The 22,410-nt window shown below is 68.6% G+C and carries 20 protein-coding genes; 18 read left to right on the forward strand and 2 right to left on the reverse strand.

The features are described from left to right. Nucleotides 1–151: 151 nt before the first annotated feature. Genes MIC98_RS05905 through MIC98_RS05965 form a run of 13 tightly spaced genes read left to right on the forward strand, consistent with a single transcriptional unit; the run spans nt 152 to nt 12,451 of the window. Complete coding sequence (locus MIC98_RS05905; protein WP_015476678.1) at nt 152–2,161, forward strand: conjugal transfer protein TraG; 2,010 nt, start codon at nt 152–154, stop codon at nt 2,159–2,161. Beyond that, nucleotides 2,158–2,622: a ribbon-helix-helix protein, CopG family gene (locus tag MIC98_RS05910; protein WP_003111089.1), complete on the forward strand. Its 465-nt coding sequence runs from the start codon at nt 2,158–2,160 to the stop codon at nt 2,620–2,622. Before MIC98_RS05905 ends, MIC98_RS05910 begins: the two co-directional genes overlap by 4 nt. Next, a complete protein-coding gene (gene trbB, locus MIC98_RS05915) occupies nt 2,619–3,671 on the forward strand; it encodes a P-type conjugative transfer ATPase TrbB (protein WP_015476677.1) in 1,053 nt (350 codons plus the stop codon). Before MIC98_RS05910 ends, trbB begins: the two co-directional genes overlap by 4 nt. Further along, nucleotides 3,668–4,051, forward strand: a complete 384-nt coding sequence (locus tag MIC98_RS05920; RefSeq protein WP_003103996.1) for a TrbC/VirB2 family protein — start codon at nt 3,668–3,670, stop codon at nt 4,049–4,051. The genes trbB and MIC98_RS05920 overlap by 4 nt, the downstream gene beginning before the upstream one ends. Next, nucleotides 4,048–4,320: a VirB3 family type IV secretion system protein gene (locus MIC98_RS05925; RefSeq protein ID WP_003291752.1), complete on the forward strand. Its 273-nt coding sequence runs from the start codon at nt 4,048–4,050 to the stop codon at nt 4,318–4,320. Before MIC98_RS05920 ends, MIC98_RS05925 begins: the two co-directional genes overlap by 4 nt. 15 nt (nt 4,321–4,335) lie before the next feature. Next, nucleotides 4,336–6,789, forward strand: a complete 2,454-nt coding sequence (gene trbE, locus MIC98_RS05930) for a conjugal transfer protein TrbE (RefSeq protein ID WP_239736449.1) — start codon at nt 4,336–4,338, stop codon at nt 6,787–6,789. Then, entirely contained in the window at nt 6,786–7,511 is a 726-nt protein-coding gene (gene trbJ, locus MIC98_RS05935; RefSeq protein ID WP_239736463.1) for a P-type conjugative transfer protein TrbJ, read from the forward strand. The genes trbE and trbJ overlap by 4 nt, the downstream gene beginning before the upstream one ends. Nucleotides 7,512–7,523: 12 nt before the next feature. Beyond that, a complete protein-coding gene (locus MIC98_RS05940; RefSeq protein WP_015476674.1) occupies nt 7,524–7,844 on the forward strand; it encodes a hypothetical protein in 321 nt (106 codons plus the stop codon). Beyond that, nucleotides 7,841–9,226, forward strand: coding sequence for a P-type conjugative transfer protein TrbL (gene trbL / locus MIC98_RS05945; RefSeq protein WP_015476673.1), 1,386 nt, complete (start codon nt 7,841–7,843; stop codon nt 9,224–9,226). The genes MIC98_RS05940 and trbL overlap by 4 nt, the downstream gene beginning before the upstream one ends. Nucleotides 9,227–9,238: 12 nt before the next feature. Further along, complete coding sequence (trbF, locus tag MIC98_RS05950; protein ID WP_005304512.1) at nt 9,239–9,943, forward strand: conjugal transfer protein TrbF; 705 nt, start codon at nt 9,239–9,241, stop codon at nt 9,941–9,943. After that, nucleotides 9,940–10,932, forward strand: a complete 993-nt coding sequence (trbG, locus tag MIC98_RS05955; RefSeq protein WP_015476672.1) for a P-type conjugative transfer protein TrbG — start codon at nt 9,940–9,942, stop codon at nt 10,930–10,932. Before trbF ends, trbG begins: the two co-directional genes overlap by 4 nt. A 2-nt stretch (nt 10,933–10,934) precedes the next feature. After that, nucleotides 10,935–12,209, forward strand: a complete 1,275-nt coding sequence (locus MIC98_RS05960) for a TrbI/VirB10 family protein (protein ID WP_015476671.1) — start codon at nt 10,935–10,937, stop codon at nt 12,207–12,209. Next, the gene (locus MIC98_RS05965) at nt 12,206–12,451 is read left to right on the forward strand and encodes a DUF2274 domain-containing protein (RefSeq protein ID WP_015476670.1); all 246 of its coding nucleotides are present in this window, start codon (nt 12,206–12,208) and stop codon (nt 12,449–12,451) included. Before MIC98_RS05960 ends, MIC98_RS05965 begins: the two co-directional genes overlap by 4 nt. A 545-nt stretch (nt 12,452–12,996) precedes the next feature. Here MIC98_RS05965 and MIC98_RS05970 read toward each other — a convergent pair. Then, nucleotides 12,997–13,182 carry a hypothetical protein gene (locus MIC98_RS05970; RefSeq protein WP_239736465.1) on the reverse strand — a complete coding sequence of 62 codons (186 nt, stop codon included), beginning with the start codon at nt 13,180–13,182 and terminating at the stop codon, nt 12,997–12,999. Further along, nucleotides 13,179–14,312 carry a PepSY-associated TM helix domain-containing protein gene (locus MIC98_RS05975; RefSeq protein ID WP_239736467.1) on the reverse strand — a complete coding sequence of 378 codons (1,134 nt, stop codon included), beginning with the start codon at nt 14,310–14,312 and terminating at the stop codon, nt 13,179–13,181. Before MIC98_RS05975 ends, MIC98_RS05970 begins: the two co-directional genes overlap by 4 nt. Nucleotides 14,313–14,655: 343 nt before the next feature. Here MIC98_RS05975 and MIC98_RS05980 point away from each other — a divergent pair, with 343 nt between their 5' ends. From MIC98_RS05980 to pyk, 5 genes are all read left to right on the forward strand, one after another. Continuing rightward, a complete protein-coding gene (locus MIC98_RS05980; RefSeq protein ID WP_239736470.1) occupies nt 14,656–17,364 on the forward strand; it encodes a DUF2339 domain-containing protein in 2,709 nt (902 codons plus the stop codon). Then, nucleotides 17,361–18,734, forward strand: a complete 1,374-nt coding sequence (locus MIC98_RS05985; RefSeq protein ID WP_239736472.1) for a DUF3999 domain-containing protein — start codon at nt 17,361–17,363, stop codon at nt 18,732–18,734. The genes MIC98_RS05980 and MIC98_RS05985 overlap by 4 nt, the downstream gene beginning before the upstream one ends. Before the next feature lie 153 nt (nt 18,735–18,887). Then, a complete protein-coding gene (locus MIC98_RS05990) occupies nt 18,888–20,063 on the forward strand; it encodes a phosphoglycerate kinase (RefSeq protein WP_239736474.1) in 1,176 nt (391 codons plus the stop codon). Then, nucleotides 20,060–20,704: an HAD hydrolase-like protein gene (locus MIC98_RS05995; RefSeq protein WP_239736476.1), complete on the forward strand. Its 645-nt coding sequence runs from the start codon at nt 20,060–20,062 to the stop codon at nt 20,702–20,704. Before MIC98_RS05990 ends, MIC98_RS05995 begins: the two co-directional genes overlap by 4 nt. Nucleotides 20,705–20,926: 222 nt before the next feature. Further along, the gene (gene pyk / locus MIC98_RS06000; RefSeq protein WP_239736477.1) at nt 20,927–22,393 is read left to right on the forward strand and encodes a pyruvate kinase; all 1,467 of its coding nucleotides are present in this window, start codon (nt 20,927–20,929) and stop codon (nt 22,391–22,393) included. Nucleotides 22,394–22,410: the final 17 nt, after the last annotated feature.

The following is a 22,410-nucleotide window of genomic DNA, read 5'->3' on the forward strand; positions in this document are numbered from 1 at the left end:
ACGCTGCACTCATTCTTTCTTCTTGCTCGACCTTTCTGCTCAAAACGGTCTTTGACCGGCACTGACCCGGCACCGAACCTGACGCCTGCGGCACGTCCTTGTGCCGCTCTTTCCATGAGGAAAAAGCGCAGGAGAAATCGGAGGCCGGGTCATGCAAGGGACGAACGTGCTGTTCGGTCAGATCGCCGTGGTATTCGGCATCGTGATCGCCGGCGTGTGGGGCGCCACACAATGGACAGCATCGGCCCTTGGCTATCAAGTACGCCTTGGCTCGCCCTGGTTCGACTTTCTTGGCACGTCGATCTACCACCCGTGGAAACTGTTTGAGTGGTGGTTCTTCTTCGGCGCCTATGCGCCGGAAGTATTCGACACGGGCGGCGCCATTGCCGGTGCCAGCGGCATGGTCGCCGTGGGCGTTGCCATCACCATGTCGGTCTGGCGCTCGCGCCAAACGCGCCTCGTCACCACCTACGGCTCTGCACGCTGGGCTAACGCGCAGGACATGCGCAAGGCGGGCCTCACGCAGCCGGCCGGCGTGTTCCTGGGCCAGCACGATCGCCAGTACCTTCGGCATGAAGGCCCGGAACACGTCCTGACCTTCGCGCCTACGCGCTCGGGCAAGGGCGTGGGCCTCGTGGTGCCGACGCTGCTGTCCTGGCCGGCTTCGGCCGTCGTTCACGACATCAAGGGCGAAAACTGGCAGATCACAGCAGGCTGGCGCTCGCGCTTCTCGCATTGCCTGCTGTTCAACCCGACCGATGCGAAGTCGGCTGCCTACAACCCGCTTCTGGAAGTGCGGCGCGGCGCGCATGAAGTGCGCGACGTGCAGAACATCGCGGACATTCTGGTCGATCCCGAAGGTGCGCTGGAGAAGCGCAACCATTGGGAAAAGACCAGCCACGCGCTGTTGGTCGGTGCGATCTTGCATGTGCTCTACGCCGGCGAGGACAAGACGCTGCGCGGCGTCGCCAACTTCCTGTCCGACCCGGCCAGCCCGTTCGAGCTGACCTTGCACCGGATGATGACCACGCCGCACCTGGGCGATGGGCCGCATCCGGTCGTCGCCTCTGCGGCGCGCGAAGTGCTCAACAAATCGGACAACGAGCGTTCTGGCGTGTTGAGCACCGCCATGTCGTTCCTCGGCCTGTACCGCGACCCGACGGTGGCCGAAGTCACCTCGCGCTGCGATTGGCGCATCGCCGATCTGATCGCTGCCGAGCATCCGGTGTCGCTGTACCTGGTGGTACCGCCTTCGGACATTTCGCGGACGAAGCCGCTCATTCGCCTGATCCTCAACCAGATCGGGCGGCGCCTCACCGAATCGCTCGATGGCTCCGATGGCATCGAGCGCCGCCACAAGCTGCTGCTGATGCTCGATGAGTTCCCGGCGCTGGGGCGCCTGGACTTCTTCGAGACGGCGCTGGCCTTCATGGCGGGCTACGGCATCCGCAGCTTCCTCATTGCGCAGTCGCTCAACCAGATCGACAAGGCGTATGGGCAAAACCACTCCATCCTCGACAACTGCCATGTGCGCGTGACGTTCGCCACGAACGACGAGCGCACCGCCAAACGGATCTCCGAGACGCTGGGCACGGCCACCGAGCTGCGCGCCCAGCGCAACTACGCGGGCCACCGGCTCGCGCCGTGGCTGGGCCACCTGATGGTGTCGCGCCAGGAAACCGCGCGCCCGCTGCTGACGCCGGGCGAAGTCATGCAGCTTCCGCCTGACGAGGCCGTGGTGATGGTGTCCAGCGTGGCGCCGATCAAGGCGAAGAAGCTGCGCTACTACACGGACGCCAATTTCAAGCGTCGCGTGCTGCCACCGCCCATGCTGGCGGAAGGGCAGTACGCCGACGCGCCGCCGTCGCGGCCCGACGACTGGAGCGGGCTGGCGATTCCGTCCGTGCCCGCTGCGCCTGCCACGGCATCCGCCGATGGCCTGGAGAACTTGGGTTCGGTCGACGACGGCGGTCCGCGCCGTCAGCCCGAACTCTCCGAAACCGTCGCTTACGACCCCGAGCTGGCCGCTCCCGCGGCCGACCTTGCGCTGCTCGATGACGACGACGACCTGCCGCTTCCCCTTCCGCGCCAGCTCGATCCAGCCATGCAGCGCACGGCCCGGCTGGCTTCCCTCGACCCCAACGACGGAATCGAGCTATGAGCCACTACCGCCTCAACCTGTTCATCCAGCCGGAGCACGCCAAGCGCCTGGACGAGCTGGCCGCCAAGAAAGGCGTGTCCAAGTCGTCCATCGTCGCGGCGGCGCTCGCATCGTGGTTGTCGCCCGATGCCGCCGACCAGCGCGAGGCGGCCATCGCCAAGCGGCTGGATCGCCTGTCTCGCCAGGCCGAGCGCATGGAGCGCGACCAGAACATCGCCATCGAAACGCTGGCGCTGTTCATCCGTTACTACCTGACCGTCAGCACGCCAGTTCCCGAGGCGCACCAAGACGCGGCACGCGCGCAGGGCAAAGCACGCTTCGAGCAGTTCACCGAGCAGCTTGGCCGCCACCTGCTGCGCGGTCGCAGTCTGGTGCGCGACGTGGTGGAGGAACTGCATCCCGACCCGATGCGGATGGAGGACGCGGCGGCAGCCGCGCAAGCGCAGGAGCGTGCGTCATGAGCGCCGTTCCACAGTCCATGGGTGCCACGTCGCTCGACCGCCGCATCCAGATGCTGCGCACGGCGATGGGGCCGCTGATCGCCGCCGCGCTCGAAGACCCGGACGTGGTGGAGGTGATGCTGAATCCTGATCACACGCTTTGGGTGGATCGGCTTTCCAGTGGGCGCGCGCCGATGGGCGTGGAACTACCCGAGGCGGACGGCGAGCGAATCATCCGACTGGTCGCGGCCCACGTCGGCGCAGAAGTGCATCGCGGCCAGCCGCTGCTATCCGCCGAGCTGCCCGAAACGGGCGAGCGCTTCGAGGGCATCTTGCCGCCCGCCGCGCCGGGGCCGGCCTTCGCCCTGCGCAAGCGCGCCATCGGCGTGATTCCGCTGGAGCGGTACGTCATCGACGGGATGATGACCAGCGCGCAAGCGGGCTTTCTCGTTCGCGCCGTGCGCGAGCGGCAGAACGTGCTGATCGCCGGCGCCACCAGCAGCGGCAAAACCACGCTCGCCAATGCGCTGCTCGCCGAGATCGCCGCCACGGGCGACCGCGTGCTGGTGCTCGAAGACACGGTGGAACTGCAATGCGCGGCCCGCGACCACGTTCCGCTGCGCACGCGCGCAGGCGTGGTGTCCATGACCGAGCTGGTGCGCTCGTCCATGCGCCTGCGGCCTGATCGCGTCGTCGTCGGTGAAGTGCGCGGCGCCGAGGCGCTGGATCTCATCAAGGTGTGGGGCACGGGCCACCCCGGCGGCATCGCCACGATCCATGCCGGCTCCGCGCTCGGCGCGCTGCTGCGCCTGGAGCAACTGATTCTCGAAGTGGCGGTGAATCCGCCCCGTGCGCTGATCGCCGAGGCGGTCAACGTGGTGATCCACATCGCCGGGCGCGGGCGCAAGCGCCGCATCGAGAGCATCGCCCGCGTCGTCGGCTTCGACGGCGTGGGCTACCAACTGGCGGACGCGCTGGAAACGCCGTTTCCCGAGCTGCCGCCACTTCCCAATGCCGCACCCGCTGCGGCGACTTCCCCATCCCCTGACTCACTTGGAGAACTGCCATGACGCAGATGACCATTCCTGCTTTCCGTTTTTCTGCAAATCCGGCTTTGCGTCTTGCGCGGCTGCGCTGCCTGGCCCGCCCTGCGGGGCAAGGGCTGCTGCTGGCCGCTCTGCTGCTGTTCCTGGCCGGAACCGCGCAGGCCGCCGGTTCCTCGATGCCGTGGGAAGGCCCGCTGCAATCCATCCTCGAATCCATCCAGGGTCCGGTGGCGCGCATCGTCGCGGTCATCATCATCATCGCCACGGGCCTCGCGCTCGCCTTCGGCGACACGTCGGGCGGCTTCCGCAAGCTGATCCAGATCGTGTTCGGTCTGTCCATCGCGTTCGCGGCTTCGAGCTTCTTCCTGTCGTTCTTCAGCTTCTCAGGCGGGGCCGTCGTATGAGCGCCCCGGATACCTTCGCGGCCGGGTTCGAGGTGCCGCTGCATCGCTCGCTGACCGAGCCGATTCTGCTGGGCGGTGCGCCGCGCACCGTGGCGATCGCCAACGGCACGCTGGCCGCCGCTGTTGGCCTGGGCCTGCAACTGTGGATTCCCGGCGTGGTGCTCTGGATCGTCGGCCATTCGCTGGCGGTATGGGGTGCGCGCGTCGATCCGCAGTTCATGCAGGTCTTCGCCCGGCACATCAAGCACCGCCCGCTGCTGGACGTGTGAGGGGAGGACGCCGCGATGCTGAACCTCGCCGAATACCGCCAGCGCCCGGCCTTGCTTGCCGACTGGCTGCCCTGGGCCGGGCTGGTCGCACCGGGCGTCGTCTTGAACAAGGACGGCAGTTTCCAGCGCACGGCCCGGTTTCGCGGGCCTGACCTCGACAGCGCGACGCAAGGCGAGCTGATCGCCACGTCGGCGCGGTTGAACAACGCGCTGCGCCGCATGGGATCGGGCTGGGCGCTATTCATCGAAGCCGAGCGCCGGCCTGCGGCCGATTATCCGCACTCGGAGTTTCCCGAGCCGCTTTCGTGGATGGTGGAGGAAGAACGCCGGGCCGCCTTCGAGGAATCGGGCAATCACTTCGAGAGCGGCTATCACCTGACGCTGCTTTACCTGCCGCCGGAAGAATCCCGTGCCCGTGCAGCCAAGATGCTCTACGAGAACACGCCGACGAATGGCGTGGGCTGGCGCGAGCGGCTGCAAGCCTTCGTCGCGGAAACGGATCGCGTCTTTGATCTGCTCGACGGCGTGATGCCGGAAATTGACTGGCTCGATGACGCGCAGACGCTGACCTACCTGCACGCGACCATCTCGACGCGGCTCTATCGCGTGGGCGTGCCCGAAGTGCCGTTCCACATCGACGCGCTGCTGACAGACTCGCCGCTGGTCGGTGGCCTGGCGCCCATGCTGGGCGACCAGCACCTGCGCGTGGTGTCGGTGCGGGGTTTCCCGACCTCGACCTGGCCGGGGATTCTGGACGACCTCAACCGCCTCGGTTTTGCGTACCGCTGGAGCACGCGCTTTCTCTGCCTCGACAAAGCCGAGGCGGAACGGGAGTTGGGGCGCCTACGCCGCCAGTGGTTTGCGAAAAGGAAGAACGTCATCGCGCTGCTGCGCGAGACGATCTTCCAGCAGGAAAGCCCGCTGGTCGATACCGACGCCAGCAACAAGGCGGCCGACGCCGACGCGGCCTTGCAGGAGCTGGGCAGCGATCAAGTCGCCTTCGGCTATCTGACGGCGACCGTCACCGTCATGGACGAGGACGCCGCCATCGCAGACGAGAAGCTACGCATGGTAGAGCGCGTCATCCAGGGTCGGGGCTTCGTCACCATCCCTGAAACGCTCAATGCCGTGGATGCCTGGCTGTCCTCGCTCCCCGGCAATGCTTACGCCAACGTGCGCCAGCCCATCGTCTCGACGCTGAATCTGGCGCACATGATGCCGGTGTCGGCGGTATGGGCCGGGCCGGAGAAGAACGAACACCTGGACGGCCCCCCGCTGATCGTCACGCGCACCGATGGCGCCACGCCGTTCCGGCTGGTCACGCACATCGGCGACGTGGGCCACACGCTGGTCGCGGGGCCGACTGGCATGGGCAAGTCGGTCTTGCTCGCCACGCTGGCGATGCAATTTCGCCGCTATTGCGGCTCGCGCATCTTCGCCTTCGACATGGGCCGTTCCATGCGCGCCGCGATCCTCGGGCTGGGCGGCGAGCACTACGACCTGGGCACGGATGGCGAAATCGCCTTCCAGCCGCTCACGCGCATCGACCGTGAGGGCTACCGCACCTGGGCCGCCGAATGGATCGAAGGTCGCTTGCTGCACGAAGGCGTGGCGGTCGGCCCCGACGAGAAGGCGGCTATCTGGTCGGCGCTGGGAAGTCTCGCCGGTGCGCCGGTGGAGCAGCGCACGATGACGGGGCTTTCCGTGCTGCTGCAATCGAACACGTTGCGGCAGGCGCTGTCGCCCTATGTGCTGGGTGGCGCCCACGGCAAGCTGCTGGACGCCGACCATGACCGGCTGGGCATGGCCGACGTGCAGTGCTTCGAGATGGAGGAGCTGATGCACAGCAAGGCCGCCGTCATGGCCGTGCTGCATTACCTCTTTGCGCGTTCCGATGAACGCTTCGACGGGGCGCCCACGCTGCTGATCCTCGATGAAGCGTGGCTGTTCCTCGATGCCCCGGTGTTTGCCGCGCGTATCCGCCAGTGGCTCAAGACACTGCGCAAGAAGAACGTCAGCGTCATCTTCGCCACGCAGAGCCTCGCCGACATCAAGGATTCGAGCATCGCGCCCGCGATCATCGAGAGCTGCGCGAGTCGGATTTTCTTGCCCAACCCGCAGGCGACAGAGCCGCAGATTCGCACGATCTACGAGGGCTTCGGCCTCAACAGGCGGCAGATCGAAATCGTCGCCACTGCGCAGCCCAAGCGAGACTACTACTACCAATCCCGCCTCGGCAACCGCCTGTTCGACCTCGATCTGGGGCCGGCAGCGCTGGCGTTTGCGGGCGCTTCCACGCCGCAAGACCAGCGCGACATAGACCGCGTGCTGCTGGACGCCGGCGTGCCCGGCTTCGCGGACGCCTGGCTGCGCCATCGCGGCCTCGATTGGGCGGCCGACCTGCTGCCCTCGTTCCCCGGCCTCGCGCCGGGTTCCCTCGCTGACCAATCCCTGGAGAACCTGTCATGAAAAAGCGCCTTATCGCCGCCGCTATCGCGGCCATGCTTTGCACTGCCACCGCCCATGCGCAATGGGTCGTGGTCGATCCGACGAACCTCGTGCAGAACACGCTAACCGCGATCCGCACGCTGGAGCAGATCAACAACCAGATCCAGCAGCTTCAGAACGAAGCGCAGATGCTGATGAACCAGGCGCGCAACCTCGCCAGCCTGCCGTCCAGCGTGGTGAACCAGTTGCGCGCCAATCTGGCGACGACCGAACGACTGATCGCCCAGGCCAGGGGCTTGGCCTACGACGTGACGAATTTGGATCGGGAGTTCGCGCGCCTGTATCCCGAGCAGTACGCCGCCACGATCAGCGGCGACCAGATGTACCGCGACGCGCAGGAGCGTTGGCGAAACACGCTCAACGGCTTGCAGACCACGATGCAGATGCAGGCGCAGGTGTCGCAGAACTTGGGCGAAGACGAAAGCGTGCTGGCCGACCTCGTGGGCAAGAGCCAGTCGGCCGAAGGCGCGCTGCAAGCAATGCAGGCTATGAATCAGTTGCTGGCCTTGCAAGCCAAGCAGTCGATCCAGGCGCAGCGGCTCCAGATCACGCAAGACCGAGCGACTGCGCTGGAGCTGGCGCGGCAGGCGGCAGCCACGGAGCGCGCCCGCGAGGTGCGGCGGCGCTTCCTGGGCGACGGCACGCCGTACACGCCGCAGTCCGTGAACTTCTACGGCAACTGACGGGAGGCCGCCATGCGATGCGTCCTCGTCCTGTGTGTCGCGCTGCTGGCCGCGTGCAGCGAGCAGCCGGCCGACCACCTTGCCGATGCCCTGGCCGCCGATCCCGTGCGGCTCAAGGCATTGCGCGCGCAATGCGCAGCCGACCGGCAGGCCACGGGCGAGGACGCCTGCCGCGCCGCCGCCGAAGCCTTCCGGCGGCGCTTCTTCTCCGGCCAGGCCGGGCCGGATGAATACCAGACGCTGGCCGACCTGCCGCCGATCCCGCCGAGCTTCGATGAACCGGCCGATGGCGAAGCGCCGCCCTTGGCCGCCGTACCGGAGGACACGCCATGAATGACGTGACCATCATCGACCGCTTCCTCAACATCTTCTCCACCTACATCGACTCGGGTTTCGGGCTGTTGCAGGGCGAAGTGGCCTTCCTCACCGCCACGCTGATCGTCATCGACATGACGATCGCCGGACTGTATTGGGCGATGAGTCACGCCACCGGCCAGGGCGAGGACGTGATCGCCAAGCTGCTGCGCAAGGTGCTCTACGTCGGTGCCTTCGCTTACATCATCGGCAACTTCAACTGGCTGGCCGGCATCGTGTTCCGCTCCTTCGCCGGGCTGGGCCTGACGGCCACCGGCTCGACCATCACGATGGAGAACTTCTTGCAGCCGGGCCGACTGGCGAAAACCGGCATCGACGCAGGCGCTCCGATTCTGGAGCAAGTCGGCGAGATGGCCGGTTTCCCCGAGGTGTTTGTGAACCTCGATGCCATCACGGTGATGTTCCTCGCTTGGCTGGTCGTGGTCTTGTGCTTCTTCGTGCTGGCAATCCAGCTTTTCATCACGCTGATCGAGTTCAAGCTGACGACGCTCGCGGGCTTCGTGCTGGTGCCGTTTGCCTTGTGGAACAAGACGGCGTTCCTCGCCGAGAAGGTGCTGGGCAACGTGGTGTCGTCCGGCGTCAAGGTACTGGTGCTGGCCGTGATCGTCGGCATCGGCTCGGGCCTGTTCGCCGAGTTCCAAGTTCATCCCGATGAGCCGTCCATCGACCACGCGCTGGTCATCATGCTTGCCTCGCTCACCTTGCTGGCGCTGGGCATCTTCGGCCCTGGCATCGCTACGGGCCTGGTGTCCGGTGCGCCGCAGCTCGGCGCCGGCGCTATGGCCGGCGCTGCTGTAGGCGCAGCCGGCACGGCCGTTGCCGTAGGCGCTGCCGCGACGGGCGTGGGCGGCGCGGTCATGGCCGGGGCGCGCATGGCGCCTGCCGCCGCCAAGCTCGCCGGCAGCGGCGCGCGTGCTGCCGCCTCGACGGCCAGCAGCGCCCGGTCGGCGTTCCAGGCCGGTTCCGCCGCCGCAGGCGGTGGCGCGAAGGGCGCGATGGCCGGCCTGGGCAACGTCGCCAAGACCGGCGCGCAGTCCGCCGGACGTGCGGCTGCATCCCGTGCTTCCGCTGCCGGGCAGCGGATGGCCGCTCCCTTCCGCGCTGGCTGGAATGGCGCTGCTGCCGATGGCGGCGCGGGCGCGGCATCCGGTCAGGGTGCCGCAGGCGAGGCCGCATCCGGCACCGCTACCGCGCAGACGCAGGAACAGCCCGCTTGGGCCAAGCGCCTGCATCGCCGCCAGCAACTCACCCATGCCGCGACCACCACCGCCCACGCGCTGCGCGGTGGCGATGGCGGCGGCTCCGGGCAAGGCCCGAGCCTGCGCGATTCCGATTCATAAGGAGAACTGACCATGCGATTCAAGAAACCGCAGGTGCGCTACGCCGACACGCCGCAGCCTGCCACGCCGTATCAAGCTGCCGGCCAGGTGTGGGACGAGCGCATCGGCTCGCCGCGCGTGCAGGCGAAGAACTGGCGGCTGATGGCCTTCGGATGCCTGACGCTCGCGCTGCTGATGGCCGGCGGCCTGGTGTGGCGGTCGGCGCAGTCCATCGTGACGCCCTACGTCGTGGAGGTGGACAACGCGGGCCAGGTACGCGCCGTGGGCGAAGCCGCCACGCCATACCGGCCCAACGATGCGCAGACCGCGCACCACATCGCGCGCTTCGTGACGCTGGTGCGCTCGCTGTCCATCGACCCCATCGTCGTCCGCCAGAACTGGCTCGACGCCTACGACTACACGACCGACAAGGGCGCGGCGGTGCTCAACGACTACGCACGGGTCAACGACCCGTTCGCGCGCATCGGCAAGGAGTCGGTGACGGTGCAGATCACCAGCGTCGTGCGCGCCAGCGACACGTCTTTCAACGTGCGCTGGACGGAACGCCGGTACGTCAACGGTGCCGCGGCGGGTTTGGAGCGGTGGACGGCCGTGGTGTCCATCGTGCTTCAGCCGCCGCGCACCGAAGAACGCCTGCGCAAGAACCCCCTGGGCATCTACGTCAACGGCCTGTCGTGGAGCCGCGAACTGGATTCTTCCGAAGGAGCCAAGCCATGAATGATCTTTTCCGTAAATCCGCCTTGCCGGTGATCTTGCTTGCCCTCGCGGGCTGCGCCACGCAGGGCAAGCCACCGCCGACCATCTCGCTCGATGAGCCGGTGCAGGCCCAGCCGCTGCCCGAGCCGCCTGCGCCGGTGGAGGTGGTGGCCGTGCCCGAGGTGCTGCCGATGCCGGCGCAGTTGAAGCCGTTGCCCGAAGCCGAGGACGCCAAACCTGCACCGGAGCCAGCCGACGAGAAGGTGCGCGTCTCGCGCGCCAATGCCGAGGCCCGCGTCGCACCGACGCGCGAGGGCTACGTCAACGCGATTCAGGTGTGGCCCTTCACCGATGGTGCGCTCTATCAGGTCTATGCGGCCGTGGGCCGCGTGACCGTGATTTCGCTCCAGCCGGGCGAGGAGCTGGTGACGGTGGCCGCTGGTGATACCGTGCGCTGGATCGTGGGCGATACGTCGAGCGGCAGCGGTGCTGACCTGCGCGTCAATGTGCTGGTCAAGCCGATCCGCTCGGGCCTCAAGACCAATCTCGTCATCACCACCAACCGCAGGACGTACCTGCTGGAGTTGGCTTCGACAGAAAAGACGTGGATGGCGTCGGCTTCTTGGGAGTATCCGCGTGACCGGATGCTGGCCTTGCAGCGCCAGGCGCAGGCGGCCAGCGCCGCCGCGCCGGTGGACTCCGGCTTGTCGTTGGAAAACTTGCGCTTCCGCTACGCGGTCAGCGGCAGCAACCCACCCTGGAAGCCGCTGCGCGCCTTCGACGATGGGCAGAAGGTTTATATCCAGTTCCCCGCCGGCATCGCGCAAGGCGAGCTGCCGCCGCTGTTCGTGATCGGGCCGGAAGGCGACGGGCAACTGGTCAATTACCGCTTCCGCTCGCCGTACTACATCGTGGATCGGCTGTTCGGCGCCGCCGAACTGCGCTTGGGCGGGGACAAGGGCGACGTGGTGCGAATCGAGCGCACGGACGGCGTTGCGCGGAGGAACTGACCATGAGCCAAGACGACACCCCCGACCTCGCCACGCCGCAGGCAGGCAAGGTCGCGCCGGAAGCGGTGGCGCTGCGCGCCCAACCGCGCCCGGTCACTCGCCTGAACCGGCGCACGCTGGCCATCCTCGTCGGCGGCCTGGCGGTCGCCGTGCTCGGGGCCACGATCTGGTCGCTGCAACCGCAGCGGCGCAGCGCCGACGAGCAAACCGAGCTTTACAACGTCGATCGCGTCTCGAAGTCCGAAGGGCTGGACGGCCTGCCGGCCGACTACTCGAAGCTGCCGCCGCAAGTGCCCGAGCTGGGGCCGCCGCTGCCGGGCGACCTCGGCCCTGCCATCGTGAACTCGCAGCAGCCGGCCGTGGCCGCTTATGCGGCCCCCGGCCACGATCCCAACGATGCCTTGCACAAGGAGGCGGAAGCCGCTGCGGCTTCGTCGGTGTTCTTCCGCTCGGGTGGCCAAGGCCAAGCCGCCGCCACGGCGGCGCAGGCGACGCCGAGTGCGCCTGGTGGTGCAAACGCGCTCGCGGCCTTCGATCCGCTCGCTGCTGGGCCTGCCTCGACGGCGGCCCAGCCCGCCGACCCGACCGCCGTGCAGAACCGGCAAGACCAGAAAGAGGCGTTCCTGAAAGCCGGTTCTACGGAAACCCGCAATTCCGGCAATCTGGCGCTGCCCGCGTCGCCGTATCAGGTGATGGCTGGAACGGTGATCGCGGGCGCACTGGTGACAGGCATCAAGTCGGACTTGCCGGGCGACGTGATCGGCACTGTGACGGAGCCGGTCTATGACACGGCCACGGGCAAGTTCCTGCTGATTCCGCAGGGGTCGCGCATCCTCGGGCGCTACAACAGCCAGGTCAGCTACGGACAGAGCCGCGTGCAGGTGGTGTGGAACCGGATCATCCTGCCCGACACGTCCTCGCTGACGCTCGACAATCTTGTCGGCACCGACCCGGCCGGCTACGCCGGCCTGGAAGACGACGTGGACTGGCACTGGAAGCGCATCGTCGCGGGCGCGGTGCTGACGACGCTGCTGGGCGTCGGCGCCGAGCTGGCCGCGCCGGAGAATCGCCAGGACGGCAACCGCATCGTCATCGCCGGACGCGACAGCGCCCAGGACAGCATCAATCAGGTCGGCCAGGAGATCACCCGGCGCAACATGAACATCCAGCCGACGCTGACCGAGCGGCCCGGCCTGCCGGTGCGGATCATCGTCAACCGCGATCTGGTGCTGCGGCCCTACCAGCCGCTGTTCTTCAATCGGGGAGCTTCGCAATGAGCGCGACCAAGAAGCTGCGGCTCGGGCCGCTGCCCAAGACCGAAAGCGTCAAACTGACCTTTGCCTGCCCGGCCAGCCTGAAAGCCGACCTCGACCGCTACGCCGCGCTGCACGCGCAGGCATATGGCGAAGCAGTCGATGCAGAGAAGTTGATCCCGCACATGCTGGAGGCGTTCATGGCGGGGGATCGGGGATTCAGGAAGGGCACGACAGCCAGGAGCGCGCCATCGAAGCCGACATGATGGCTTCGCAATCCAACGGCATCCATCGAACGCGCAGCCCCAGGCTGCGCGTTCTTCATTCTGGATGCCGCTATACCTCTTGGGCTATGATGACGCGACAGGCCCGCCGTTCCCCGGCAATCCAGCACGACGCAGTGCGATGCGGCTTTCTCCCCAGACGCTCTTATGTGGCTCCTAGCCGACGAAGCCGTGGTTCTGCAAAGCGGCGCCGAAAAGAGCTAACCTACTGTCCCATATGTGGTTTCAAGCCTTACGTGCTTTGCACGCAAGACTTGACACCGGCACTTTTTTGTTTGCGGCATCGGTGGTGCCCGACCGTTGGCCGGGCAACGGCGTGCAGCGCCGGTGGGTTTCATGCGAGAGCGATAGTGCCGACCAACGGTCGGCACCCACCGGGCATCGCATTGACCGGGCGCATCGCCCCTCGTGGATGCGGGGCTTGCCCCGAATGAGGCATTGCCGATAAAACCCCGCACTGCGTAGATGCGGGGCTTGCCCCGCATGGGGCTTTACCGGCCACGCCCCGTGCCGGGCAAGCCCGGCACCTACGTATGACCTCGGTAGTGCCTGCCAGTTCGCCGCCAAAACCACAAACCGGCCGCCAGCGGCAGCGCCGTCATCGCGAAGAACAACCCGTCCCAACCGCTTTCGGCCAGCAGCATGCCGACGATGCCGGCGACGGACACCAGCGCCAGCGCCACCACCAGCCACATCGCGCGCGCGCCGGTCATCGCGCACCCGCCTTGCGCCTGCGGCGCCGGTCCCACCACAGCCATGCGCCGTTGGCGGTGATGAACAGCGTCAGCCACGTGCACAGCGTCCACAGGATCTTCAACGGCAGGCCGCCGTAGTCGCCGAAGTGCAGCGGCTGCGACAGCACGATGGCCTTCATGTAGCCGGGCATTTCGGTCAACTTGACGACCTCGCCGCTGCCGGCGTCCACCAGCCCGACGCGGTACAGGCGCTCTTCCAGCCCGGAAGGGCCGACCGCCAGCGCGGTGTAGTGGTGGCGGGTGGAGAACTCGGTGTCGGGGAAGATCAGCGAGGCGATGTGCCAGTCCGGCGGAAGCTGGCGCTGCACCGCCGCCATCGCCGTGTCCGCGTCCACCGGCGGCCGGCGCGCATCGACCGCGGCGTCGTCGTGCTGCCCGCGCAGTTCGGCGAAGGCGGTGTACGACCAGGCGCTGGTGGCGACGGTGCCGAAGCCGAGCAGGAACCCGGTCAGGCTGACCGCCAGCGCCCAGCCCAGCACCACCACGCCGATCAGGTTGTGCAGGTCGAGCTGGCGCAGGCGCGGCCCGCGTCCGCGCCGCAGCAGGCCGAGCGCGACCTTCTTCACGTAGGGCCAGTAGACCACCACGCCCGACAGCAGCGAAATCAGCACCAGCAGCGCGATCAGCGCGCCGATCAGCTCGCCCGGCACGCCGAGGAACCAGTGCGCATGCAGTTCCAGCAGGAAGCCGGTGAGGGTGGAGGTGGGGTCGAAGGCGTGTTCGGTCGGCAGCGCGGTGGCCAGTTCGGTGAAGCGCAGCTTCATGTCCTCGAACCTGTGCGCCTGCGTCGGCACCGTCACCAGCAGCAACAGGCCGGGGTGTTCCTTGGGGTCGATGCCGATGCTGGCCACGCGCTCGCCGGGGTTGGCCGCCAGTATCCCGTCGATGGACGCCTGCAACGGCATCCGCGGGCGCACGTCGTCCACGCTGGCCGGCACCACGCCCATCACCGCGTCGATTTCCTCGTGGAAGATCAGCACCGTGCCGGTCAGGCACAGGATCAGGAACGGCAGCGTCGCCACCAGGCTGCACCAGCGGTGCAGCCACAGGTTCAGGCGATACCAGCGGGTCGGGCGGTGTGGGGTCATGGCGGCCGTCACCGGGCGAACCGCGCCGGCGCTGGCGCGGGAAGGCAACCGGTTGGCATGGCGGGAACGTGCGGCACGGGACTCTCGGCAGGGATGAAGGTTGGCGAGGGTGTGGATTGTAAATGAAAACAATTCTCGTTTTATCCGGAGTGTGGCCGTGCCGGGGAAAGCCCTGCACCCTTGGTCGTTTCCTTGCTTCCCGCCGGGCCTGACGCCCGGGGCCGCTCCGGGCACGCCGGCGCCGATCGCGCATGGTTGCTGCCGTTGGCGGGCGCATTCCGTCTTGCGTTTCCGGGGCATGCCGTCAAGGATGTGCGGCACCCCGCGGGGACAAGGACGAGGAATGGACGAGATGTGGGTGGTCCTGGGTTTGCTGGTGGTGGCCCTGCTGTTGGCGGTGCCGGTGCTGCTGGTCATGGCGCTGGTATCGGTGTCCGCGCTGAAGCGGCGGGTGGCGGCGCTGGAAGAGGCATTCGCGCACCGGGCCGGGGAGTCGGAAGCCACCGCGGCGGTTTCGCCACGGGCTGCCGCCGTGGCCGAGCCGGTGGCGGTCGTGGAGGATGTCGGGCCGGCCGTGCCGGAACCGGTGTCGGAGCCGGAAACACCCGCATCCGCGGCGGTGGCGCCACCGCCGCCATTGCCGCCGTTGCCGGAGCGCCCAGCCCGTCCCGCCGCGGCCCGCGCCGAGCCGGAATACCGGCAGCGGACGACCTGGACACCGCCGGAGCCGCCGGAGCCGAATTTCATCGAGCGTGGCGTCGAGCGCGTCAAACAGTGGTTCACCTCCGGCAACGTGCCGATCAAGGTCGGCATGCTGGTGATGCTGGCCGGCGTGGCGGCGTTGCTGAAATACGCCAGCGACGCGGGCTGGTTGAGCGTGCCGATGGAATTGCGCCTGGCCGGCATCAGCGCCGCGGCACTGGCCGGGCTGGTGTTCGCCTGGCGCAGGCGCGAGAGCCACCGCAGCTTCGCGCTGGCCGTGCAGGGCGGCATGATCGGCATCCTGCTGCTGGTGGTGTTCGCCGCGTTCAAGAACTACGGCATGATCGACGCGTTGCCGGCGTTCGCGATCAGCGTGGTGTTGATCGCCGGGCTGTGCGTGATGGCGGTGCTGCAGGAGTCGCGCACGCTGGCGATCCTCGGCGTGCTGGCCGGGTTCATGGCGCCGATCTGGCTGTCCGACGGCAGCGGCAACCACGTCGGCCTGTTCTCGTATTACGCGGTGCTCAACGCCGGCATCTTCGCCATCGCATGGGTGCGGCCGTGGCGCGTCCTCAACCTGCTTGGCTTCGCCTTCACCTGGGGCATCGGCACGGCGTGGGGCGTGTTGCAGTATTCGCCGGCCAAGTTCGCCAGCACCGAGCCGTTCCTGCTGCTGTTCTTCGGCTTCTACCTGCTGCTGCCGTTGCTGTACGCGCGCAAGGCGGCGACGGCGGGCAGTGCGCGCATCGACGGTTGCCTGCTGTTCGGCACGCCGCTGGTGGCGTTTTCGCTGCAGGCCTGCCTGTTGCAGGGCGAGCGTATGCCGCTGGCGCTGTGCGCGCTGGGCGTGGCGGTGTTGTACGCGGCGCTGGCACGCTTGCTGCTGGGGCGCGGGCGCCTGCACATGTTGGCGCAGGGCTACGCGATCCTGGCGGTGGGTTTCGCCACGCTGGCGGTGCCGCTGGCGCTGTCGGCCAAGGCCACCGCCTCGGTGTTTGCGCTGGAAGGCGCGGGGCTGGTGTGGCTGGGGTTGGTGCAGCAGCGCCGGCTGGCGCGCTGGAGCGGCATCGGCCTGCAGTTGGCGGCGGCGTTCGCTTTCGTGGTGGGCGTCGGCGGTGTGCAGGGCGGCGCGGTGGCGATTGCCAATGCGGTGTTCATGGGGGCGTTGCTGATCGCCCTGGCCGGGTTCGCCACGGCATGGTTGTACCGCAATGCCGGCAACGCGCCGCTGGCGGTGGCGGCCTATGGCTGGGGCCTGGCGTGGTGGCTGGGCAACGTCGCCACCGAAATCGAGCGCTTCGTCGAGCCGAACAGCCGTTTGCACGGGCTGTTGCTGCTGTTGGGTGTCACCGGCTGGTTGGCGGCCGAAGTGCACCGGCGCCGGCCGGCGCTGGCCCTGTCGCTGACCACGCTGGGCGGCTTGCTGCTGGCGTTCCCGCTGGCGTTCATGCAGGTGGCCCGGGACGGCCAGCCGTTTGCCGGCATCGGTGCATGGACGTGGCTGTTGTTCGCGGTGCTGGGTGTGCGCAGCCTGCTGTGCCTGCGCGTGGCCGGCGATGCCGTCGCCGGGCTGGCGCAGTTGGCATGGTGGCTGCTGTGGCCGACGGTGTTCTCGCTGCTGGCCTGGCATGTCGGCCGCCATTTCGAGCTGGCCGGCGGTTGGGTCGGCATGCTGCTGGCGCTGCCGTGGCTGTTGCTGGCGTGGCTGTCCATGCGCCGCTGGCATTGGCTGGCGCAGCCGTTGGGCGACGCATTCGACCGCTACCGCATGGCGCTGCAGGTGACGGTGTTCGCGGTGCTGGGCGTGTGGTGGCTGCTGTCGCTGGGCAACCCTGCGGCTGCGACGCCGCTGCCGTGGGTCGCCCTGCTCAATCCGCTGGAACTGGCGCAGGTGGCGGTGCTGGTGCTGGCCGCGATGTGCCTGTGGCGGGGCCGCGACGAACACACGCCGCCGTGGCTGTGGGTGGGGGCGGCACTGGCCGCGCTGGTGCTGGTGACGGTGATGACGCTGCGCGCCGTGCACCATTGGGGCGGCGAGCCGTGGAACGGACGCCTGCTCGACACCCGCCTCGCGCAGACCAGCCTGACCGTGGTGTGGAGCCTGCTCGGTGTGCTCGGCTGGGTGACCGGCTCGCGACGCGGGCAGTGGGGGCTGTGGCTGGCCGGCGCGATCCTGATGGGCGTGGTGTTGGCCAAGCTGCTGCTGATCGACCGCGGCAACCTGGGCGACCTGCTCGGCATCGGCGCGTTCATCGCCTATGGCCTGCTGTGCACGCTGGTCGGCTGGCTGGCGCCGGCGCCGCCGCGGCGGGTGCCGGTTACCGCGGACAACGAGGAGACTTCCGCATGATCAAGCGCCTGCTGGTGCTGGCCCTGCTGCCGTTGGCGGCGCAGGCCAATGATGAATTTGCGCGGCAGTGGCCGTTGCAGCTGTCGCGGTCCGATGCCGGCGCCTACCGTGTGCCGCTGGATGCGTCGGTCCATCAGGCTGCGCATCGGCGCGACCTGCGCGACGTGCGCGTGCTCGACGCCGACGGCAAGCTGGTACCCAGCGTGGCGTATGCGGCGGCGACGCCGTTGCCGGGGCCGCTGCGCCGGCAGGCGCTGCAATGGTTCGCGTTGCCGCCGGCAACGGTTGCCGCTGGCGACGACCTGAGCGTGGTGGTGCAGCGCGATGCCGGTGGCAGGGTGGTATCGATCCGCAACGCGGTGGCGGCCTCCAACGCGGCCGCTGCCGCGGACCCGGCGTGGCTGCTCGACCTGGGCAACGACGCCGGCAAGCTGCGCGCGCTGGACGTGGAATGGGACGATGCCGGCGCGACGCTGGACCTGGGCTACCGGCTGGAAGCCAGCAACGACCTGCGCGGCTGGCAGGTGCTGGACCCGCAGGTGCGGCTGGTGCAGCTGCGCAACCGGGAGCGCGAACTGCGCAGCAACCGCATCGAGGTGGCGACATCGCTGCGCTACCTGCGGCTGGTGCCGCTGCAACGCAATGGTGCGCCGCGCCTGCGCGGCATCGCCGGCGAAATGGACGATGCGGTCGACACCGGTGACTGGCAGTGGCAGGAACTGCAGGCCGAGGCCGGTGGCGATGGCAAGGACGGCTACCTGTACCGCCTGCAGGGGCGTTTCCCGGTGCAGCGGCTGGACGTGGCGTTGCCGGCCAACAGCGCGATGGGCTGGACCGTGTCCAGCCGCGACGATGACCGCGCGGCAGCCGATGGCGGTGCTCCCGTCTGGCGGGTGCTGGCCCGCGGCTGGAACACCTGGAACCTGAGCGAAGCAGGTGGGCAGCAGCGTTCGGCGCCGCTGGAAATCCCCGGCACGGTGGACGACCGCCAGTGGCGGTTGCAGGCCGAACCGGGCGGGCTGCCGGCATCGGCCCCGGTGCTGCGGCTGGGCTATCGCCCCGGCAGCGTGGTGTTCCTCGCGCAGGGCCGCGCGCCATACCTGCTGGTGGCCGGCAGCGCCAACGCCATTGAGAGTCCGGCCGCACTCGATCCGATGCTGGCCGCGCTGCGTACCCGCAATGGCGCGCAGTGGCAGCCGGCCGCCGCCAGCCTCGGTGCCGGCGTGCAGCGCGCCGGCGATGTCGCCTACCGGCCGGCGCCGGCACCGCGCGACTGGAAGAACCTGGTGCTGTGGGCGGTGCTGGTGGCGGGTGCGCTGGCAGTGGCCGGTTTTGCGGTCAGCCTGCTGCGCGGCAGGCAAGCCGGGTAGTGCCGGCCGCTGGCCGGCAACTGCGGGACCCCGCCGAAGGTTCATGGGGCTGCCGGTCAGCGGCCGGCGCTACCGGGGACAGGTGCCGGTTTGCCCGCGCTGGCGGCGCGGGCGAGAATCGCGGTTTCCCCACCGCCACGGAGCCGTGCTGCCATGTCCATCGTTCGCATGACCGACCTTGACCTTTCCGGCAAGCGTGTCCTGATCCGGCAAGACCTCAACGTCCCCATCGACAATGGCCGCATCACCTCCGAGCAGCGCATCACCGCCTCGTTGCCGACGCTGAAGCTGGCGCTGGAAAAGGGGGCCGCGGTGATGGTCACCTCGCACCTCGGCCGGCCGAAGGAAGGCGTGTGGAGCGAGGCCGATTCGCTGGCTCCGGTGGCCGCGCGCCTGTCCGAGCTGCTGGACGTGGATGTGCCGCTGGTCAAAGGCTGGGTGGATGGCGTCGATGTCGCGCCGGGCAGGATCGTGCTGCTGGAAAACTGCCGCATGAACGTCGGCGAGAAGGCCGACGACGAAACCCTGTCGAAGAAATATGCCGCGCTGTGCGACGTGTTCGTGATGGACGCCTTCGGCACCGCGCACCGCGCGCAGGCCTCGACCCACGGCGTGATCCGCTTCGCCCCGGTCGCCGCCGGTGGTCCGCTGCTGATGGCCGAGCTGGACGCGCTGGACAAGGCGCTGGCCAACCCGGCGCGGCCGCTGCTGGCGATCGTCGCCGGCTCCAAGGTCAGCACCAAGCTGGAACTGCTGTCCAGCCTGGTCGGCAAGGTGGACCAACTGATCGTCGGCGGCGGCATCGCCAACACCTTCATCGCCGCCGAGGGCCACGGCGTGGGCAAGTCGCTGGTCGAGAACGACCTGCTCGACACCGCGCGCAGGATCGACGCCGATGCCAAGGCACGCGGCGCCGAAATCCCGCTGCCGAGCGACGTGGTGGTGGCCCCGGCGTTCGCTGCCGACGCGCCGGCCACGGTCAAGCCGGTGGGCGAAGTGGCCGCCGACGACATGATCCTCGACATCGGCCCGGCCACCGCCGCGCACTATGCCGGGCTGATCGCCAAGGCCGGCACCGTGGTCTGGAACGGCCCGGTCGGCGTGTTCGAGTTCGACGCCTTCGGCAAGGGCACCGAAGCGCTGGCGCGCGCGATCGCAAGCTCCAGGGCATTCTCGATCGCCGGCGGCGGCGACACGCTGGCGGCGGTGGACAAGTACGGCATCGCCGATGAGGTGAGCTACATCTCCACCGGCGGCGGCGCGTTCCTCGAATTCCTGGAGGGCAAGACCTTGCCGGCGGTGGCCGCGCTGGAGGCCCGCGGCGCGTGAGCCGCGACGTGTTGTTCTTCGACCTCGACGGCACCCTGATCGATTCGGTCGTCGGGATCACCCGCTGCGTGGCCCATGCGCTGGAGAAGATGCAGCAACCGGTGCCGGCGATGGCCGAACTGCGCAAGTGGATCGGCCCCTCGCTGCGCACCAGCTTCGCCCCGGTATTCGGCGATGCGGCGCAAGTGGAGCAGGCGGTGGAGCTGTACCGCGAGCGTTTCGACGTGCTCGGCTGGCAGGAGCACGAGGTCTATGCCGGCATTGGCGAAGTGGTGCAGGGCCTGCACGCGGCCGGCCACCGGCTGGCGGTGGTGACGGCGAAGAACGAACCGCATGCGCGGCGCATCGTCGAGCACCTGCCGTTCGGCGGCTGCTTCGCGGACATCGTCGGCGCCACTGCCGATGGCTCGCGCAGCCACAAGCCGGAGCTGATCGCCGAGGCGCTGCGCCGGCTGTCGCTGTCGCCGGCCCGGTGCCGGATGATCGGCGACCGGCACATGGACATCGAGGGTGCGCGCCACCACGGCATGCGCAACGTCGGCGTGCTGTGGGGCTTCGGTGGCCGCGAAGAGTTGCAGGCGGCCGGCGCCGACGTGCTGGCCGCGACGCCGCTGGAACTGCAGGGACTGCTGTCGGCCTGATCGCCGCAGGTTGGGGCCATGCCCCCGACGCTCCGTGCATCCGAACATCAAGCGTCGGGGGCATGCCCCCGACCTGCGGTTGTCCTGTCAGGACACTGTCCGGATGGCCTGTCCCGGCTGTCTCCCGGACAGCGCGAATGGTGTCTTCTGAAATCGTATGCGACATCGTTGTCATGCAACGGATGTGCTACTTTCGCCGGTTCCATACGGAGACAGCACACCATGATCGAACGCCAGCGCCGCACCAAGATCCTCGCCACCCTTGGCCCGGCGACCGACGCCCCCGGGGTGCTGGACGATCTGTTCCGCGCCGGCGTCAACGTGGTGCGCCTGAACTTCTCCCACGGCGATCCCTCCGGCCAGGCCAAGCGCGCCGCCGAAGTGCGCGCCGCCGCGCAGCGCGTGGGCGTGGAGGTGGGCATCCTCGCCGACCTGCCGGGGCCGAAGATCCGCATCGAGCGCTTCGCCGAAGGCAAGGTGCAGCTCAAGGCCGGCGACCGCTTCGACCTGATCGCCAATGCCAACGCCGTGCCGGGCGACGCCACCCAGGTCGGCGTGAGCTACCTCGGCCTGCCGCAGGACGTGGTCCCCGGCGACGTCCTGCTGCTCGACGATGGCCTGATGCAGCTGCAGGTGGTCGAAGTGCAGGGCGAGCGCATCGTCAACACCGTGCTCAACGACGGCGTGCTGTCCGACCGCAAGGGCCTGAACAAGCAGGGCGGCGGCCTGTCGCTGGGCGCGTTGACCGAGCGTGACAAGGAACTGATCGGCATCGTCGCCAAGATCGGCGTGGACTTCATCGCCGTCTCGTTCTGCCGCAACGCGCAGGACATGCACGACGCCCGCGCCGTCGCCCGCCAGCACGACTGCGACGCGGCGCTGGTGTCGAAGATCGAGCGCACCGAGGCCATCGAGAACCTGGAAGAGATCGTCGAGGCCAGCGACGTGGTGATGGTCGCGCGCGGCGACCTCGGCGTGGAGATCGGCGACGCCGAACTGCCGGGCCTGCAGAAGAAGATCATCAAGGCCGCGCTGGCGCACAACAAGGTGGTCATCACCGCCACGCAGATGCTGCAGTCGATGGTCGAAAGCCCGATCCCGACCCGCGCCGAGGTGCTGGACGTGGCCAACTCGGTCATCGACGGCACCGACGCGGTGATGCTGTCGGCCGAAACCGCCGCCGGCGCGTGGCCGGTGAAGGCGGTCGAGGCGATGGCGCGCATCTGCCTCGGCGCCGAGCGCCAGTTCCAGATCGACACCGATTTCAACGCCTCGCCGCGCAATCTGGAGCGCGCCGACCAGGCCATCGCGATGGCGACGATGTTCCTGTCCCAGCACGTGGGCGTGCGCGCGATCGTGGCGATGACCGAATCCGGCGGCACCGCGCGCTACCTGTCGCGCTTCCGTGCCAAGGCGCCGGTGTTCGCGGTGACCCGCCACGACAGCGCGCGCCGGCGCATGGCGCTGATGCGCGACGTGTTCCCGATCAACTTCGACAGCCGCGGCTTCACCCCGCGCGAGGCCGCGCGCGGCAGCATCCGCCTGCTGGTCGAGGCCGGCCTGCTGGAGGCCGGCGACCGCGTGGTGTTCACCAGCGGCGAGCACATGGAAACCCACGGCGCCACCAACACCCTGCGGCTGCTGGAAGTGGGCAGCGACGGCCATGCCAACGGCCTGGGCGAGCTGTAAGCGACACCCGCCTCGGT

It is taken from the genome of Stenotrophomonas sp. NLF4-10, from assembly GCF_022359915.1.
GTDB lineage: Bacteria > Pseudomonadota > Gammaproteobacteria > Xanthomonadales > Xanthomonadaceae > Stenotrophomonas > Stenotrophomonas daejeonensis.

Bases quoted from the DNA above. Each gene is read 5' to 3' on its own strand.
- MIC98_RS05905 (WP_015476678.1), top strand. From the start codon at position 152: ATGCAAGGGACGAACGTGCTGTTCGGTCAGATCGCCGTGGTATTCGGC.
- MIC98_RS05910 (WP_003111089.1), top strand. From the start codon at position 2,158: ATGAGCCACTACCGCCTCAACCTGTTCATCCAGCCGGAGCACGCCAAG.
- trbB (WP_015476677.1), top strand. From the start codon at position 2,619: ATGAGCGCCGTTCCACAGTCCATGGGTGCCACGTCGCTCGACCGCCGC.
- MIC98_RS05920 (WP_003103996.1), top strand. From the start codon at position 3,668: ATGACGCAGATGACCATTCCTGCTTTCCGTTTTTCTGCAAATCCGGCT.
- MIC98_RS05925 (WP_003291752.1), top strand. From the start codon at position 4,048: ATGAGCGCCCCGGATACCTTCGCGGCCGGGTTCGAGGTGCCGCTGCAT.
- trbE (WP_239736449.1), top strand. From the start codon at position 4,336: ATGCTGAACCTCGCCGAATACCGCCAGCGCCCGGCCTTGCTTGCCGAC.
- trbJ (WP_239736463.1), top strand. From the start codon at position 6,786: ATGAAAAAGCGCCTTATCGCCGCCGCTATCGCGGCCATGCTTTGCACT.
- MIC98_RS05940 (WP_015476674.1), top strand. From the start codon at position 7,524: ATGCGATGCGTCCTCGTCCTGTGTGTCGCGCTGCTGGCCGCGTGCAGC.
- trbL (WP_015476673.1), top strand. From the start codon at position 7,841: ATGAATGACGTGACCATCATCGACCGCTTCCTCAACATCTTCTCCACC.
- trbF (WP_005304512.1), top strand. From the start codon at position 9,239: ATGCGATTCAAGAAACCGCAGGTGCGCTACGCCGACACGCCGCAGCCT.
- trbG (WP_015476672.1), top strand. From the start codon at position 9,940: ATGAATGATCTTTTCCGTAAATCCGCCTTGCCGGTGATCTTGCTTGCC.
- MIC98_RS05960 (WP_015476671.1), top strand. From the start codon at position 10,935: ATGAGCCAAGACGACACCCCCGACCTCGCCACGCCGCAGGCAGGCAAG.
- MIC98_RS05965 (WP_015476670.1), top strand. From the start codon at position 12,206: ATGAGCGCGACCAAGAAGCTGCGGCTCGGGCCGCTGCCCAAGACCGAA.
- MIC98_RS05970 (WP_239736465.1), bottom strand. From the start codon at position 13,182: ATGACCGGCGCGCGCGCGATGTGGCTGGTGGTGGCGCTGGCGCTGGTG.
- MIC98_RS05975 (WP_239736467.1), bottom strand. From the start codon at position 14,312: ATGACCCCACACCGCCCGACCCGCTGGTATCGCCTGAACCTGTGGCTG.
- MIC98_RS05980 (WP_239736470.1), top strand. From the start codon at position 14,656: ATGGACGAGATGTGGGTGGTCCTGGGTTTGCTGGTGGTGGCCCTGCTG.
- MIC98_RS05985 (WP_239736472.1), top strand. From the start codon at position 17,361: ATGATCAAGCGCCTGCTGGTGCTGGCCCTGCTGCCGTTGGCGGCGCAG.
- MIC98_RS05990 (WP_239736474.1), top strand. From the start codon at position 18,888: ATGTCCATCGTTCGCATGACCGACCTTGACCTTTCCGGCAAGCGTGTC.
- pyk (WP_239736477.1), top strand. From the start codon at position 20,927: ATGATCGAACGCCAGCGCCGCACCAAGATCCTCGCCACCCTTGGCCCG.